This is a genomic window from Acidobacteriota bacterium (genome assembly GCA_009838525.1).
Lineage (GTDB): Bacteria > Acidobacteriota > Vicinamibacteria > Vicinamibacterales > UBA8438 > VXRJ01.
Genome location: VXRJ01000035.1, coordinates 317,203 through 331,350 on the forward strand (window position 1 = coordinate 317,203; position 14,148 = coordinate 331,350).

Here is a 14,148-nt window from a genome sequence, read left to right on the forward strand (position 1 = left end):
GCGCCTATAATCCAGCCATGCTGAGCCGCCGGGAATTCCTTGCCGGCACTGTCGGCGCCGCTGCCGCTCCCGCGCTGATCGGCTGCGGCGGCGGCCAGCCCGAGGCGGAACTGCCTGCCGAGAGCACAGCCGCCGCGCCTGACGCACCGCTCGCTGGCCCCCCGATTCCCGTCAACGACTGGAATCACATGACGTTGACGGTGACCGACATCGGGCGATCGCTCGAGTTCTACCAGGGCCTGTTCGGCCTCACCCTCGCCGCCCGCCAGGCGCAGACGCTGATTCTGCGGGTCGGCGCCGGCCCCCAGTTCATCGCACTCGGCGGCGGGAGACCCGACGTTCAGCCACACATCAACCACACGTGCCTGACCGTCGACAACTTCGACGCCGAACGGCTGGTCGGCATCCTCGGCGAGCACGGCGTCAACCGCGTTGCCCAGCCGTCCGAGGCCGGCCCCTCCACCGTCCGCATACGCATGCGCGGCGCGGAGTTCGGCGGGCATCCCGACGGCACGCCGGAGCTCTACATCGCGGATCCGGACGGCGTGGTCGTACAGTTGCAGGACAACACCTATTGCGGCGGCGAAGGCCTGCTGGGCGAGCTGTGCAACGCGCCGGAGCCGGCGCCGGGAGACGGCCTGATCGCGCTCCGCGAGATCAATCACTTCACGGTCTTCGTGTCGGATCAGGAGCGTGCGATCGCCTTCTACCAGGAGCTGTTCGGCATGCCGATCACGCGCCATCAGGGAGCCCTGCCGCTGCTGTCGGTCGGGACCGGCGCCCAGTTCCTCGCACTGGCGCAGGGGCCCGGAGAGCCGCGCATTCACCATGCCAGTCTCGCGATGGAGAACTTCCAGCACGAAGAAGTGACGGCGACGCTGGAGTCGTTCGGCATTCGTCCGCGGCCCGAAGGCGCCCAGGGGCCGCCCGGGCCCCTCGAGTCGTACGTCACGATGCGGATGCCGGACCGCGGCGGCGCGCCCGACGGCACGCCGGAGCTCTATTTCACCGACCCGGATGGCATCCTGCTGCAGCTGCAGGATGCGCGGTATTGTGGCGGCGCAGGCTATTTCGGCGAGACTTGCTAGGGAGACGAGACGATGAAGAGGAAGCACGGACGGCGAAACGTGGTGGCGGCTGGTGTGGCCGTAATGGTGGCAATCGCGGGCGCGGCGGCTCTGTCGTTCGTCGCCGCGGATACGGCGGCGGCGCAGGAGCCGGAGATGACCTTCTTCGTCACCAGCCGGGGTCTGGGCGATGGCGCCAACCTGGGCGGCCTCGAGGGGGCGGACGCCCACTGCCAGAGTCTGGCCGCGACGGCCGGCGCCGGCGACAAGACCTGGCGCGCCTACCTCAGCACCCAGGGTCCGAATGCGGTCAACGCGCGTGACCGGATCGGCGACGGCCCGTGGCATGCGTACGACACGCGCCGGCAGGTCGCGGCCGATCTCGGGTGGCTGCACGGTGACGACATCAATCAGGCAAGAATCGGCAACGCCATCGGCAAGGTGATTGCCCTGACGGAAGAGGGCAACCCGGTGAACGGTGTCGGTGACTCGCCGAACCAGCATGACATCCTGACCGGCACCCAGCCGGACGGGACCGCGTTCCCGGCCGGTGAGGACCGCACCTGCAACAACTGGACCAGCAACGGCGAGGGCTCCGCGCAGGTGGGCCACTCGGACCGGCAGGGGGGCGGCAACAGCAGTTGGAACTCGACGCATCCCAGTCGCGGCTGTAGCCAGGAGAACCTGGTCGCCACCGGCGGCGCGGGTCTCTTCTACTGCTTCGCCGTCGACTAGACGCATCTTGACGGGGTCGTGACAGGCTCCGCCGGCCCGGAGCTTCCGTGGCTCGGAAACCCGGCACTAGCTGACCATGAGACAAGAACGTCCACGCATCGGAGCCCTGCACGCCCTCGCCAACGCTATCCCGACCACGGATGATGCGTTCGCCCGGGTCTGGCCGGAAGCGGAGGTGGCGCACCTGCTCGACGGTTCGCTCTACCTCGACCGGAATGCCGGCACGATCGACGACGCCGAAACCGGCGCCCGCATCGACCGGCTGATCCGCTACGCCGCGTCGACCGGGGCGCAGGCGATCATCGTGACCGGTTCGTTCTTCGGCGAGTTCGCCAGGGCGTCACGCAGCAGCGTCGACATTCCGGTCGCCACCAGCTTCGACGGGATCATCGAGCGCGCGCTGGGACTCGCCGTCGACCATCCGCTCCACATTCTTTCCACCGCGCCCGCCTCGGCCCCGTTCCTGGCCGAAGCGCTGCAGGCGGAGGCGGCGAATCAGTCGGTCGCGGTCGACATCACCACGGCTCACGTGCCGGGCGCCATGGACGGCCTGCTCGGCGGCAATCCGGAGCAGCATGACGATCTGCTCCTCGAAGCGGTTCGCGCCACGCCACCGGGCGCCGCGGTCCTCTTCGCCCAGTTCTCGATGGAGCGCACCCTGCCCGCCGCCGATGCCGCTCGCGAGGCGCCGGTCATTGGCCCGGCCAGCGAGGGGGTCCGAAGGCTACGGCACCTCGTCACCGGGCGGTGACCGCGGTGCCGCTGACGGAGACCATCAACATCGATCCGCCCTGGCCGACCACCTCGTAGTCGAGGTCGATCCCGACGACGGCGTTGCCTCCCTGGCGCTCCGCCGCCTCGCGCAGCTCCTTCAACGCGATCTCGCGGGCCTTCTGCAGTTCCTGCTCGTACGCGGCCGACCGGCCACCGACGATGTCCCGGATGCCGGCGAAGAAATCCTTCACGATGTTGGCCCCGACGATGGCCTCGCCGGTGACTATCCCGTGGTATTGATGAATGGTCCGCCCCTCAATCGCGGGGGTCGTGGTCATGATCATGGATTGCGTCTCCTCCCTACCTCGATCGACGTGAATTGGCCCCGGGGAGTTCCTGAATGCGGGCTGCCGGGACTCTATCACCCCGGACGATCAGAAGTGCAGTAGGATGGGCGTCGGCGGGGACTCGGACCGGAAAACGGGGGGTTACATCATGACCGTTCGATTCCGTGCGGCGGAGAGAGTGGTGTTCGTGTTGATTGTCGGGCTCGTACTGGCGGCCGCTCCGGGCGCCGCGTGGGCGCAGGACGAAGCGCCTCGCACCCCGTGGGGTGCGCCCGACCTGAACGGCGTATGGGATTTCCGGACGCTCACGCCGTTCGAGCGACCGGAAGAGCTGGCCGATCAGGCGACCTGGAGCGAGGAGGAAGCGGCCGCGTTCGAAGCCGACCGTCTCGCCTTCTTCGAGATCCGCGACGATCAGGAGCCGGCCGACGTCGTCGGCAACTACAACCAGTTCTGGTTCGATCCGGGCGACAGCGTGAGCGATACGAACCAGACGTCGCTCGTGGTCGATCCGCCGAACGGCCGCGTCCCCCCGCTCAATGCGGTGGCGGCGGCGAAGCAGGCGGAGCTGGAACGGGCCCGCGAGGGCGTAAACCGCCATGTCCCGACCTACGGCGGCTTTGTCGAGGATCTGGGCCCGGGCATGTTCGCGGTCCGTTGCATCCTGGGATTCAACACCGGCCCGCCGATGACGCCGGGCGGTTACAACCAGAACGTGCAGATTGTGCAGACACCCGACCACGTCGTCCTGTTGAACGAGATGGTCCATAGCTCGCGTGTCGTGCCGCTCGATGGCCGGCCACCCCTGCCCGACGGCCTGCGGCAGTGGATGGGTGACTCGCGCGGGCGCTGGGAGGGCGACACGCTCGTCGTCGAAACCACGAACTTCCTGCGCGAGACCAGTTTCCGCGGCGGCGTCACCACCGCCGAACTCCACCTTGTCGAGCGCTTCACGCGTGTCTCGGACGGAACGCTGATGTACGAGGTGACGGTCGAGGATCCGAACGCGTGGGATCAGCCCTGGACCTACCGGCTGCCGATGAAGAAGAACGACATGCCGATCTTCGAGTACGCCTGCCACGAAGGGAACTACGGCCTCTACAACATCCTTGCCGGCGCGCGCGAGGAGGAGTTGGAGGCGGATGCGGCGGCAGGCCGCTAGGCCCGCCCTGGCGGGCGCGCAAGCTCCTGGGTGCACGGACGTGCGGGTCAGGGCCACGGGAGGAGATAGATGACACGTCGATGGGTTGCCGGGATCGTAGTGGCGGGATTGACGTTGCCCGCGGTAGCGACGGGGCAGGACACACCACGCACTGCCAGTGGCAGGCCCGACCTCTCGGGGACTTACGACACGGCGACGCTCACACCGTTGCAGCGGCCGCAGCAGTTCGGCACGCGGGGGGCGCTGACGGCGGAGGAGGCGGCCCTCGTCGAGTCCGATCCGGCCGCCCTCCGGACGCTGTTCAACATCGCGCCGGGTGGATCCGACGAGCGGCGCGAGGCCCGCAACGCCGCCAGTGGCGCGCAGGAAGCGGAGCAGGTGGCCCCGCCGGTCGGCGGCGACGGCTCGGGCGGGGCGGCCGGCAACGTGGGCGGCTACAACACCTTCTGGATCGATCGGGGCACCGGCGTTTTCCAGATCGACGGCGAATGGCGAACCTCGATACTCACGGATCCCGAGGACGGGCGGCGCCCGCCGATGACCGACGCGGCGCGGGCGCAGGCAGCGGAACGGGCGCGTTTCTTCCGTGCGAACACGGGGACGGCATGGTGGCTCGAGGACGATCTCGATGCGCCCGGCCCCTATGACGATCCGGAGATCCGCCCCCTCGCCGAGCGCTGTCTCCTTGGTTTCGGATCGGTTGCCGGACCACCCATGCTGCCCGTTCTCTACAACAACCTCAAGAAGATCGTCCAGACCGACGACTACGTGGTCATTTACGTCGAGATGGTCCATGATGCGCGCATCGTGCGGATGAATCAGGAGCACGCGCCGCCGGAGATCCGGAGCTGGCTCGGCGATTCGGTGGGCCACTGGGAGGGCGACACGCTGGTCGTGGACACCACGAACTTCAACGACACCCCGGCCCTCGGCGGGGCGTCGCGCAACCTGCATGTAGTGGAGCGATTCACGCGGATCGGGCCGGACGCGCTCCTTTATCAGTTCACCGTCGACGACCCGACGGTCTGGACGGCGCCCTGGACCGGCGAGTACGTCTGGCCGGCCACTAACGACCGGGTCTACGAGTACGCCTGCCACGAAGCGAACTACTCGTTCCGCGGCATCCTCGCCGGGGCCCGAATCCTCGAGGAGGACGCCCGCGCGGCGGCGGCAGCCGACGGCGCGCGCGACTGATTCCCGGGGACTGAGGATGGAGCAACCAGTGCGCAAACGCTCGATTCTCGTGTGGGCAGTTCTGTTCGCAATCGCTGCCGCGGTCGGCCTGTCGGCCGAGGACTGGCCGCAGTGGCGCGGCGCGGAACGGCTCGGCGTCTGGACCGAGACCGGGATCGTCGAGGATCTTCCCGACGAGCTCCTCGTGCGCTGGCGGACGCCGATCCGCTCCGGCTACTCCGGTCCGGCGGTTGCCGATGGCCGGGTCTTCATCACCGACTGGCGGGAGGACCCGAACTCCCGAACCCTCGACGGCACCGAGCGGGCGGTTGCTCTGGACGAGGAGACCGGGGAGGTCCTCTGGACCCACGAGTGGCAGACCAGCTACCGGATGCTCTCGGTCGCGTACGCCATCGGACCACGCGCCACCCCGACCGTCGACGGCGACCGTGTCTACGTGGTCGGCGGTACCGGGCGCCTTTTCTGCTTCGACGTGGAGACCGGCGACATTCTCTGGCAGAAGGACTACATCGCGGAGTACGACACGAGCGTTCCGGTTTGGGGCATCGTCAGCGCCCCGCTGGTCGATGGCGAGCGTCTGATCACGGTGGTCGGCGGCGAGCCGGACGCGCTCGTGATCGCGTTCGACAAGCACACCGGGGACGAGATCTGGCGCGCCATCGAGACCGGCACCGAGATGGGCTACGCCCAGCCGGTCATCTACGAGGCGGGCGGCGTGCGGCAGTTGATCATCTGGCACCCGCAGGCGCTGGCGTCGCTCAATCCGGAAACGGGTGAGCTGTACTGGGAGCAGCCGTGGGAGGTCGCGATGGGCGTCACCGTGCCCACGCCAGTCCGAAGTGGCGACTACCTGCTCGTCTCGCAGTTCTTCTCCGGCTCGATGATGATGCGCCTCAGCCAGGATCGGCCCGCCGCGACGCACCTCTGGCAGGGGCAGAGCCGGAGCGAGTTGAAGGGCGAGACCGACACGATCCACTCGATGGTGACGACGCCGATCATCATCGGCGACTACGTCTACGGCGTTGACAGCTACGGCGAACTCCGTGCCCTCGATGCCCGCACCGGACAACGCCTGTGGGAGAGCGCCGAGATGACGCCGCAGGAACGCTGGAGCACGGCGTTCCTCGTGCAGCACAAGGATCGCTGGTTCGTGAACAACGAAGAGGGCTATCTGATCCTGGCCCAGTTCACGCCGGAGGGCTACGTGGAGCTGGACCGGACACGGCTCATCGAGCCCACGTCGGCTTCCGGGACGCGGACACCCCATGGCCGCATCGCCTCGCGCATCGTCAACTGGTCGCATCCGGCCTACGCGAATGGCCATATCATTCACCGGAACGATCGCGAGATCATCCGTGTGTCGCTTCGCGCCGCGGACTATTGAGGGAGAGAAGTGATGACGCTGACGCCGTCGAGATTGCTGACCGTCGCCGCCTGCGCCGCCGCGCTGGCGTTTGCCGCCGCCATCCCCCTTGCGGCGCAGCAGGCCAAGCAGGAGGAGACCTACGACTACTGGCAAGTGCAGCGCCAGATGGTCCGCCATGGTCAGCAGGCCATCTTCATGTGCAATGGGCTGTTTACGTCCAACCGGACGCTGGAGCAGGTCTTCGCGCAGGAGCTCGCGTTCTTCCGGGGCAACCAGGTCGGGACGCCGCAGGGGGGCGACTACCAGGTCCACCGTGACCAGCGCGCCGTGACCATCGGCGATCCGAACGGCCCCGCCCCGGCGATGACCGCTGCGTTCCGCGAGGGCGTTGGCTGCGTGATCATGCCGCCCGATCAGACGCTGGCCGACATCGACGATCTTCCGATCATCGAGCTGCCGCTGCCGCCCGGCGACCCGGCGGCCATCGCCTGGCCCGATGGCGACCTGCTGAGTGACGCGGCGATGCCCGAATACATCGATCAGGCCGCCCTCGACGCGGCGTCGAACTGGGCGTTCGAGCGCGATACCCCGGAGCAGGACACCCTCAGCCTGCTCGTCGTGCACCGCGGCCAGATCGTTCATGAGCGTTACGCGGACGGCGTCGACATCCAGACGCGGACGCGCACGTGGTCGACCGCGAAGAGCATCGCTTCGACGCTCATCGGGATGGGTGTCGACGATGGGCTGCTCGACCTGGACGCGCCGCTCGGATACGACTTCTTCCCGAGCGTCGCCTCGGCCGAGCACGACCCGCGCCGCGAGATCACGCTTCGCCACGTGCTGAACATGTCGAGCGGCCTGCTGCCGGTCGACAACAGCGGCCTGGAGTACGCCATCGGGTCAGGGCTGTCGTACTGGGCAGGCTCCAGCTCTGTGAAGGGGGCGCGCAGCCGCGCCGTGATCCGCGAGCCGGGCGCCTACTGGGACTACGAGAACTACGACACGCTGCTCGGCGTCTATGCGCTGAAGCAGGCACTGGGTAACGAAAAGACGTACCGGGAGTTCCCCCGCCGGCGCCTGCTCGACAAGATCGGCATGCGCAACACGCTGGTCAGCACCGACCGCTTCGGCGACTTCGTCCTGAGCAGCCAGGTGTATACCAACGCGCGTGATCTGGCCCGTTTCGGCCTGCTCTATCTGAACGGCGGCGTCTGGAACGGCGAGCGGCTCATCTCGGAGGAGTGGATCGACTTCGTCCGCACCCCGGCGCCCGCGACGGGGCGGAGCGGCAACTTCTACGGCGGCCAGTTCTGGCTGGTCCCCGATGATCGCAAGGACGAAGTGCCGGCCGACGCCTATTCCACGTCAGGCAACCGCGGACAGTACGTCGTCATCGTGCCGACGCATGACCTAGTCATCGTCCGCCGCGGTCTCGACTGGGGCCGGCAGGGCTTCGACCGCTGGGAATTGACCGGCGAAGTTCTCAAGGCCTTCAGCCGCATGCCGTCGAACGAGTAGCCCTGGCGCGCCGGCCTCGTTGGTGCGCCGGCCTCCAGGCCGGCTGCAACACGCTGCGGAGCCGCGCTCAGGCTCCCGAAACCGGCCAAGTAGTCGACGCCGTCAATACCGACACGCTGTCGACGGACTGACTGTCGCGATTCCGCAGCTTCCGTCAAGCGCAGTGTCCGCACGGAGTACTTCCGCGGCTATTCGCGTGGGACTCGAACGGGCGCCGGCCGACCGCGACGCCCCGGAATCTCAGGTGGAGGATCGGCGGTTCGGTGCCGTTGGTGACACTGAGTCCGACGAGGTCGAGCTCTTGCGGTGGCGGGCGAAGTGGAGCGTATTGAAGAGGCCAAACGGCACGCTTCTTGCTACCGGTAGATCCGCGACGCGGCGTTGGCGACTGGACGCGCGCCGACCTATACTGCGGAGGTAGCGGTGGATGTAGAGGCCGTTGACGAGAGGCTGAACGTAGTCGAGCACAACGTGGCGGAGAACGTCAACCGGATCGAAGGGCTGCGCGAGGCGTTCGCCGAGCTGGGCAACCGTATGGACCACCGGTTCGACGCAGTGGACCGGCGATTCGAGTCCATGGAGCAGCGTTTCGACGCCATGGACCGGCGATTCGAGTCCATGGAACAGCGTTTCGACCAGCGATTCGAGTCCATGGAGCAGCGTTTCGACCGGCGATTCGAGTCCATGGAACAACGTTTCGATCGCCGATTCCTTTGGCTGACCGGCACGCTTGCCGCCACCATGCTGGCGGTCATCAGTGTCCTCTCCGCCACCCTGCTCGGAGGCTGAGCGCTACACGGCGGCTTGCTCTTTGCCGGCGTGGACGCCGGCGGACCAAGCCGGCGCACTTGTTCAGGAAGTGTGCAGCCGCCCTCCCTGCGGATTCCCTACGAACCCGTAGCGCGCCCGAGGCGGGCGACGATGTCGAACTCCCGCTCGGTGACCGGCTGCACCGACAGGCGGCTTCCTTTCTTCGTGACCATCATCTCCTCCAGCCCGGGAGTCGCCTTCAGGGTGGCGAGCGGGATGGTGGCGGGAAACCGCTCGACGAACTCGATGTCCACCATGTACCAGACCGGGTTGGCCTCGGTGCTGCGGGCGTCGAAGTACTTGTGGCCGGCCTGCCACGCGTAGTGGTCGGGATAGCCGGTGCGGCAGATGACGGCCAGGCCGGTGACGCCTGACGGCTCGGCGTTCGACGCGTAGAACAGCACGCCGTCGCCTACCCGCATCAGGTCGCGCATGAAGTTGCGGGCCTGGAAGTTGCGGACCCCTTCCCAGCACGTGCGTCCGTCGCGTTCCAGGTCGTCGATGGCGTAGGCGGACGGCTCGCACTTCATGAGCCAGAAGCGTTTGGACATAGGGACCAGCTCCAGGGGAATCGGGACGTGCGTAGCATAGCAGCCGAGCGCGCGCCCTTGCGGGCGCGTTGGAAGTTTCGCTGGCGCAAAACTTCTGCGGCGCAAGCTCCCAGATCCACGTGCGCCGGTACGGCCAACGCGTGTTACAGTCCGCCGCATGTGGGAACACAACTACACGCCGATTGCCGACAGCCTGGTCTGGTCCACCCTCATCTCGGCCATTCCACTGGCCGTGCTCTTCTACCTGCTGGGCGTCAAGCGCAAGCCGAGCTGGGTGGCCGGCCTCAGCGGGCTGGGCGCGGCGCTGGTCCTGGCCGTCGGTCTGTACGGCATGCCGGTTCCCCAGGCGGCGGCGTCGATGGTCAACGGCGCCGCCTTCGGACTGTTCCCCATCGGCTGGATTGTCATCGCGTCGCTGATCCTCTATCGGGTGACGCTGGACACCGGCAAGTTCGAGATCATCAAGGACTCCATCGGCGCGCTCTCGGATGACCGCCGCCTGCAGGCGGTGCTCATCGGCTTCGCGTTCGGCGCGTTCATCGAAGGCGCGGCCGGGTTCGGCACGCCGGTCGCGGTAGCCGCGGCCATGCTGACCGGGCTCGGCTTTCCCCCCTTCTACGCGGCGTTCATCTGCCTGGTCGCCAACACCGCGCCGGTCGCCTTCGGATCGCTCGGCATTCCGGTCGTCACGCTCGCCAACGTTACGGGCCTTCCGGAGGCCGCGCTGAGCTCCATGACCGGGCGCCTCTGCGGCCTGATCGCCATCGTCATCCCGGCCTACATGGTCGTCATCATGTCGGGGGCGAGGCGCGCGGCCGAGGTGCTGCCGCCCATCGCGGCTTGCTCCATTGCCTTCGCGGGCGTGCTGATCCTGGTGACCAACACCATCGGACCGGAGGTGGCGGTCATCCTGGCCTCCATCGCCGCTCTCGTGGCGATGGTGCTGGTGATGAAGGTCTGGAAGCCGGCGGAGGTCTTCCGGCTCGAGGGTGACGTCGAGGCGCCCAAAGAGCATCGCAAGCACACCACGGGCGAACTCGTCGGGGCATGGATTCCGTACATCCTGCTCGTCGTCTTCGTCCTCGCCTGGCGCTATCCGCCGATCCAGGCGCTCCTCAACCGAGTCAGCCTGCCGATCGAGGTGCCCGGGCTGCACAACACGATCATGCGCCTTCCGCCGCTGGTGGCGGAGCCCTCGCCCTACGCGGCGGTCTACAACTTCCAGTGGCTTTCGGGAGCCGGAACCTCCTGCTTCCTCGCCGCGTTCGCGGCGTCGCTCGTGCTCGGTATGTCGCCGGCCCGTTTCGCCGGAGTCGTAGGGTCGGTGCTACAGCAGCTCGCAAAGCCGCTGCTGACCATCGCGTCGGTGCTGGCGGTGGCCTACGTGATGAACTACGCCGGCATGACCACGACCCTGGGGCTAGCCTTCGCCGCCACCGGGGCGGTGTTCCCGTTCTTCAGCGCCATGCTCGGCTGGACCGGCGTCTTCCTGACCGGCAGCGACACCGCGTCGAACGCGCTCTTCGGCACGTTGCAGACGGTGACCGCCAACGCCCTGGATCTCAACCCGATCCTGACCACGTCGACGAACGCGGCCACCGGGGTCATGGGCAAGATGATCTCGCTACAGAGCATCGCGGTCGCGGTCGCCGCCACCGGCATGGCGTCGTCCCAGGAGGGCCGCCTGTTCCGGATCACGCTGAAGCACAGCATCATCCTGGCGTTGTTCATGGGCGTCGTGACCATGATCTTCGCCTACGTGCTGCCGCAGCTCGTGCCGCAGCCGTAGGCTCCGAATCCAGGTCGTTACGGGTGCCTTCCGCTAGAGGTGCTCGTCACGGCCGATGAGCGCAGTTACGCGTCAGTCGACGGTCAGGACGATGCGGAAGCCGATGAAGGGACGCCGGGCGCCGGGGTCGGCGCCTCCCCGGACGGCCGCGCGCGTGTTGGCGGGAGGATCTGTGAACGAACCGCCGCGCATGATGAAGAGGGCGTCGCCCGACAGGTCGTCGGCATCGTCCGCGTCGGTGTAGGGATACGGCTGGTAGGGGCTGCGCGTCAGTTCCCAGACGTTGCCCGCCGTGTCACTAAGGCCGTGCGCACAGTCCGGGCAGTCGATGGAACCCACTGCGACCGTGGCGCCGGGTCCAGTGTTGTCGTTTGCCGCGCCCGGCCGTGGCGTGTCGCCCCAGGGAAACACGCGGCCGTCCGTACCGCGTGCCGCCTTTTCCCATTGCGCCTCCGTGGGTAGCGTTATCCGCCAGCCCTGGTCCAGGCGCTGGCGAAGCGCCGGAGGCGTGCCGGACCAGCCGCGGAGCGTCGTCTCCAGCCACCGCGCGTAGGCGAGCGCATCGGGCCAGGAGATGTTCGCGACCGGATGATCGGGCGGGCCGCGCAGCGCTTCGCCGGCGACGCTGGCGCCGGCAGCGGCGGCGTAGGCGCCGAACTGTGCGACCGTCACCTCCGTGCGGCCTATATAGAAGGCAGGCAGATCGACGGTTCCCTGCGCGTCGGACGGCGACCATCGTTCGTTGTCATACGCCTGCGGATCGACCGCCGGGTCGCTTCCCATGACGAAGGGCCCGGCCGGGATCTCGACAAAGCCGAGCAGGGGATCGTCCGGCAGGAACCACGCGTCGGCGCGGTAGCCCTCCAGCGTCGCCGGCAGCGCCGGTCCGGCCGGCGGCGCGGACGCCTGGCAGGCGGGGCCGCTGGCTACGAGCAGGGCGAGCACGACGAGCCTCCCGGCGGACCGGTTCGCCGGAAGGGCGGCGGGCCGGGTTGCCCGGCGCACTTAGCGTGCCCCCTCGCAGGCGAAGGTCCAGCCGTGTTCGCAAGCGCGCGCATGGAGTTCGGGCTCGGGCATCTCCATCAGGTTGGCGCCGCCCTCGCGCAGGAGCAAGCGGAGATCGAGCGTCTTGGGTGGCCCGCGGTAGCGGCCGTCGCCCGCCAGCAGGTTGAGGCAAGCTGGCTGGAAGCGCAACTCGCACGCTCGGCCGAAGTAGCCGAGCGCCAGTTCCGCATTCGCCTCGACGAGGGCGCCCTCGCGATAGTGCCGTCCCAACTCGTTGCATGCCCAGGCGGAAGCGTCCGCGCAATAGGACGCCTGGATCTGCACCAGGCGTTCGCACCCCTGTGGGCGCTCCTCGGCGCACGCCTGCTCCCAGAACGGAAGGGTATCGCCCCGGTGCCGGCTGTCCGTCGCGCCGAGCGCGGCCATCGTGAAGAAGAAGGCGATCCAGACCGCCATCTGGGTCAGGTTCGCACGGGGCCGGGCGAGCCATACGGCTGCCGACTCCAGCGGCGCGCTCGACCCGATCCGTGTGACGAGGGCGTCGATCCGCCGAACGCCCAGGTTCAGCAGCGGGACGCCGAGCAGCTTGTCGTAGAACGTGGGGACGCCGAACGCACCGAGCAGGGCATACAGCCCGAAGACGCAGCCGCCGTAGAGGACGCCGAAGATCGTCTTGCCGATCGGCGTGCGGGGCGAGGTCGACGGATCCGTGACGAGCAGGTGGAGGCCCAGAAACACCGCGGTCGGGATCTCCGAGTCGATGAAGTAGGGCACCCCGGTCGTCGCCGACCAGAGCGCGCTCAGTCCGAACAGCACGATCGCCGCCGACGCCGCCACCAGTGTGATCGAGAACGCGTACATCACCACCAGTCCGGCGAGGAAGAGGAACAGGTAGATGTTCGGCGCGAGCGTGAGTGTCGTTGCGATTTCCTCGCCCCAGGTGATCGAGGTCGCGTCGGTTGCGATCAACGCGATCGAAAACAGGCCGAGGGAAAACGCCGAAGGATTGAAGATGTGGACGCGGCGGCCCTCACGTTCCCACCGGACGAACGCCTTGCCGAGGAATCCCACCGCGATCATCAGGAACTGCAGGGCAAACCAGTCGTCGCGGAACCAGAGAAACAGGTTCGTCGAAAAGATGATGGGGAAGGGCCCGAAACCAAGGGCGTATCGCTCGCCGCGGGACCAGGCGAGCAGCATGTCGAACACGTAAGCGAACAGCAGTTGTCCGAACAGCAGCCATGCGTGGTCGTAGACCGGCCCCCAGTAGTAGCCCCAGTACAGGAGGACCGAGAGTTGCACCGCGGCCTGCACGTAGTGCTGCGGCCGGAGCGACGTCACGACTCCGGGGGCACCCCCTCCGGCGGCGGCGCCGCGCTTGCCGCCGCCCGGCTCGCTCGAGGCGGCGCGCTCACTCGAGTCGGCCTGCGGGATTGCAGTGGCAGCCCGGCGGCGCAGGCGCAGGGCAAGGGCTCCCTGCCAGACGAGCAGCAACCCTGCCGCCCCGGCGAATGACGCCGTAAGCAGTTCATCTTCCCGGATCCGGGGCACGAAGCACAGCGCGGCGAGCGCCAGTGTCAGGAGGAGCGGGAGGCCGAAGCCACCCTGGCCTGGAGTGGCGGGCCGGTCCGAAGCGGCGATCTGGTGAGGGGACGGTTGGGCCTGGCGTTTGCGGCGGCTCACCCGGGACATCGGTCAGGTAGGATAAACGACCGAATGGACCCGAACACGACTATCACCATCCTGACCATCGCATCGATCGTGATGGTTGCCGTCGGCGCCCTTGCGTCGGTGCTCTGGTTCGTCTTCCGCCTGGACCGCGAGCAGGAGAAGGACGAGCAGCAACAGCGCGCGCAGGAACAGCGCGCACGGGAAGGTCACTGACGTTGC

Annotated in this window: 13 protein-coding genes; 9 read left to right on the plus strand and 4 right to left on the minus strand. The window is 67.9% G+C overall.

From position 1 onward, the window contains the following. The first annotated feature begins 17 nt into the window (after positions 1–17). From F4Y45_16760 to F4Y45_16770, 3 genes are all read left to right on the plus strand, one after another. The gene (locus tag F4Y45_16760) at positions 18–1,088 is read left to right on the plus strand and encodes a hypothetical protein (protein ID MXY26155.1); all 1,071 of its coding nucleotides are present in this window, start codon (positions 18–20) and stop codon (positions 1,086–1,088) included. A gap of 135 nt (positions 1,089–1,223) precedes the next feature. After that, positions 1,224–1,802 (plus strand): lectin, encoded by a 579-nt coding sequence (locus F4Y45_16765; protein ID MXY26156.1) that lies wholly within the window; start codon positions 1,224–1,226, stop codon positions 1,800–1,802. A 76-nt stretch (positions 1,803–1,878) separates the two neighbouring features. Then, positions 1,879–2,553, plus strand: a complete 675-nt coding sequence (locus F4Y45_16770) for a hypothetical protein (protein MXY26157.1) — start codon at positions 1,879–1,881, stop codon at positions 2,551–2,553. On the opposite strand, the gene F4Y45_16775 is transcribed toward F4Y45_16770, so the two are convergent. Then, complete coding sequence (locus F4Y45_16775; protein ID MXY26158.1) at positions 2,540–2,860, minus strand: heavy metal-binding domain-containing protein; 321 nt, start codon at positions 2,858–2,860, stop codon at positions 2,540–2,542. The genes F4Y45_16770 and F4Y45_16775 overlap by 14 nt on opposite strands. Positions 2,861–3,011: 151 nt before the next feature. On the opposite strand from F4Y45_16775, the gene F4Y45_16780 reads away from it, so the two are divergent. The 5 genes from F4Y45_16780 to F4Y45_16800 all read left to right on the plus strand — a co-directional run bounded on the left by F4Y45_16780 (position 3,012) and on the right by F4Y45_16800 (position 8,892). After that, positions 3,012–4,025 carry a hypothetical protein gene (locus F4Y45_16780; protein MXY26159.1) on the plus strand — a complete coding sequence of 338 codons (1,014 nt, stop codon included), beginning with the start codon at positions 3,012–3,014 and terminating at the stop codon, positions 4,023–4,025. A gap of 69 nt (positions 4,026–4,094) precedes the next feature. Beyond that, positions 4,095–5,219: a hypothetical protein gene (locus F4Y45_16785; GenBank protein MXY26160.1), complete on the plus strand. Its 1,125-nt coding sequence runs from the start codon at positions 4,095–4,097 to the stop codon at positions 5,217–5,219. 16 nt (positions 5,220–5,235) lie between these two features. Further along, positions 5,236–6,603, plus strand: coding sequence for a PQQ-binding-like beta-propeller repeat protein (locus tag F4Y45_16790; GenBank protein ID MXY26161.1), 1,368 nt, complete (start codon positions 5,236–5,238; stop codon positions 6,601–6,603). A 12-nt stretch (positions 6,604–6,615) separates the two neighbouring features. Continuing rightward, a complete protein-coding gene (locus F4Y45_16795) occupies positions 6,616–8,103 on the plus strand; it encodes a serine hydrolase (GenBank protein ID MXY26162.1) in 1,488 nt (495 codons plus the stop codon). Positions 8,104–8,526: 423 nt separating this feature from the next. Further along, on the plus strand, positions 8,527–8,892 hold the full coding sequence (locus F4Y45_16800) for a hypothetical protein (protein MXY26163.1): 366 nt from the start codon (positions 8,527–8,529) through the stop codon (positions 8,890–8,892). A 98-nt stretch (positions 8,893–8,990) separates the two neighbouring features. Here F4Y45_16800 and F4Y45_16805 read toward each other — a convergent pair whose 3' ends face one another. Beyond that, entirely contained in the window at positions 8,991–9,464 is a 474-nt protein-coding gene (locus F4Y45_16805) for an EVE domain-containing protein (GenBank protein MXY26164.1), read from the minus strand. Between the two features lie 157 nt (positions 9,465–9,621). On the opposite strand from F4Y45_16805, the gene F4Y45_16810 reads away from it, so the two are divergent. Continuing rightward, on the plus strand, positions 9,622–11,253 hold the full coding sequence (locus F4Y45_16810; protein MXY26165.1) for an L-lactate permease: 1,632 nt from the start codon (positions 9,622–9,624) through the stop codon (positions 11,251–11,253). A gap of 72 nt (positions 11,254–11,325) precedes the next feature. Here the strand turns inward: F4Y45_16810 and F4Y45_16815 are convergent, their stop codons facing one another. Both F4Y45_16815 and F4Y45_16820 read right to left on the minus strand, forming a co-directional pair. Beyond that, positions 11,326–12,258 (minus strand): formylglycine-generating enzyme family protein, encoded by a 933-nt coding sequence (locus F4Y45_16815; protein MXY26166.1) that lies wholly within the window; start codon positions 12,256–12,258, stop codon positions 11,326–11,328. Continuing rightward, the gene (locus tag F4Y45_16820) at positions 12,259–13,950 is read right to left on the minus strand and encodes a hypothetical protein (GenBank protein ID MXY26167.1); all 1,692 of its coding nucleotides are present in this window, start codon (positions 13,948–13,950) and stop codon (positions 12,259–12,261) included. It lies immediately after the preceding gene. Positions 13,951–14,148 lie beyond the last annotated feature (198 nt).

Excerpts from the sequence above, each read along its gene's own strand:
- F4Y45_16775 (MXY26158.1), bottom strand. The coding sequence starts at position 2,860 with ATGATCATGACCACGACCCCCGCGATTGAGGGGCGGACCATTCATCAA.
- F4Y45_16810 (MXY26165.1), top strand. The coding sequence starts at position 9,622 with ATGTGGGAACACAACTACACGCCGATTGCCGACAGCCTGGTCTGGTCC.
- F4Y45_16820 (MXY26167.1), bottom strand. The coding sequence starts at position 13,950 with ATGTCCCGGGTGAGCCGCCGCAAACGCCAGGCCCAACCGTCCCCTCAC.
- F4Y45_16805 (MXY26164.1), bottom strand. The coding sequence starts at position 9,464 with ATGTCCAAACGCTTCTGGCTCATGAAGTGCGAGCCGTCCGCCTACGCC.
- F4Y45_16770 (MXY26157.1), top strand. The coding sequence starts at position 1,879 with ATGAGACAAGAACGTCCACGCATCGGAGCCCTGCACGCCCTCGCCAAC.
- F4Y45_16795 (MXY26162.1), top strand. The coding sequence starts at position 6,616 with ATGACGCTGACGCCGTCGAGATTGCTGACCGTCGCCGCCTGCGCCGCC.
- F4Y45_16785 (MXY26160.1), top strand. The coding sequence starts at position 4,095 with ATGACACGTCGATGGGTTGCCGGGATCGTAGTGGCGGGATTGACGTTG.
- F4Y45_16780 (MXY26159.1), top strand. The coding sequence starts at position 3,012 with ATGACCGTTCGATTCCGTGCGGCGGAGAGAGTGGTGTTCGTGTTGATT.
- F4Y45_16790 (MXY26161.1), top strand. The coding sequence starts at position 5,236 with ATGGAGCAACCAGTGCGCAAACGCTCGATTCTCGTGTGGGCAGTTCTG.
- F4Y45_16760 (MXY26155.1), top strand. The coding sequence starts at position 18 with ATGCTGAGCCGCCGGGAATTCCTTGCCGGCACTGTCGGCGCCGCTGCC.
- F4Y45_16765 (MXY26156.1), top strand. The coding sequence starts at position 1,224 with ATGACCTTCTTCGTCACCAGCCGGGGTCTGGGCGATGGCGCCAACCTG.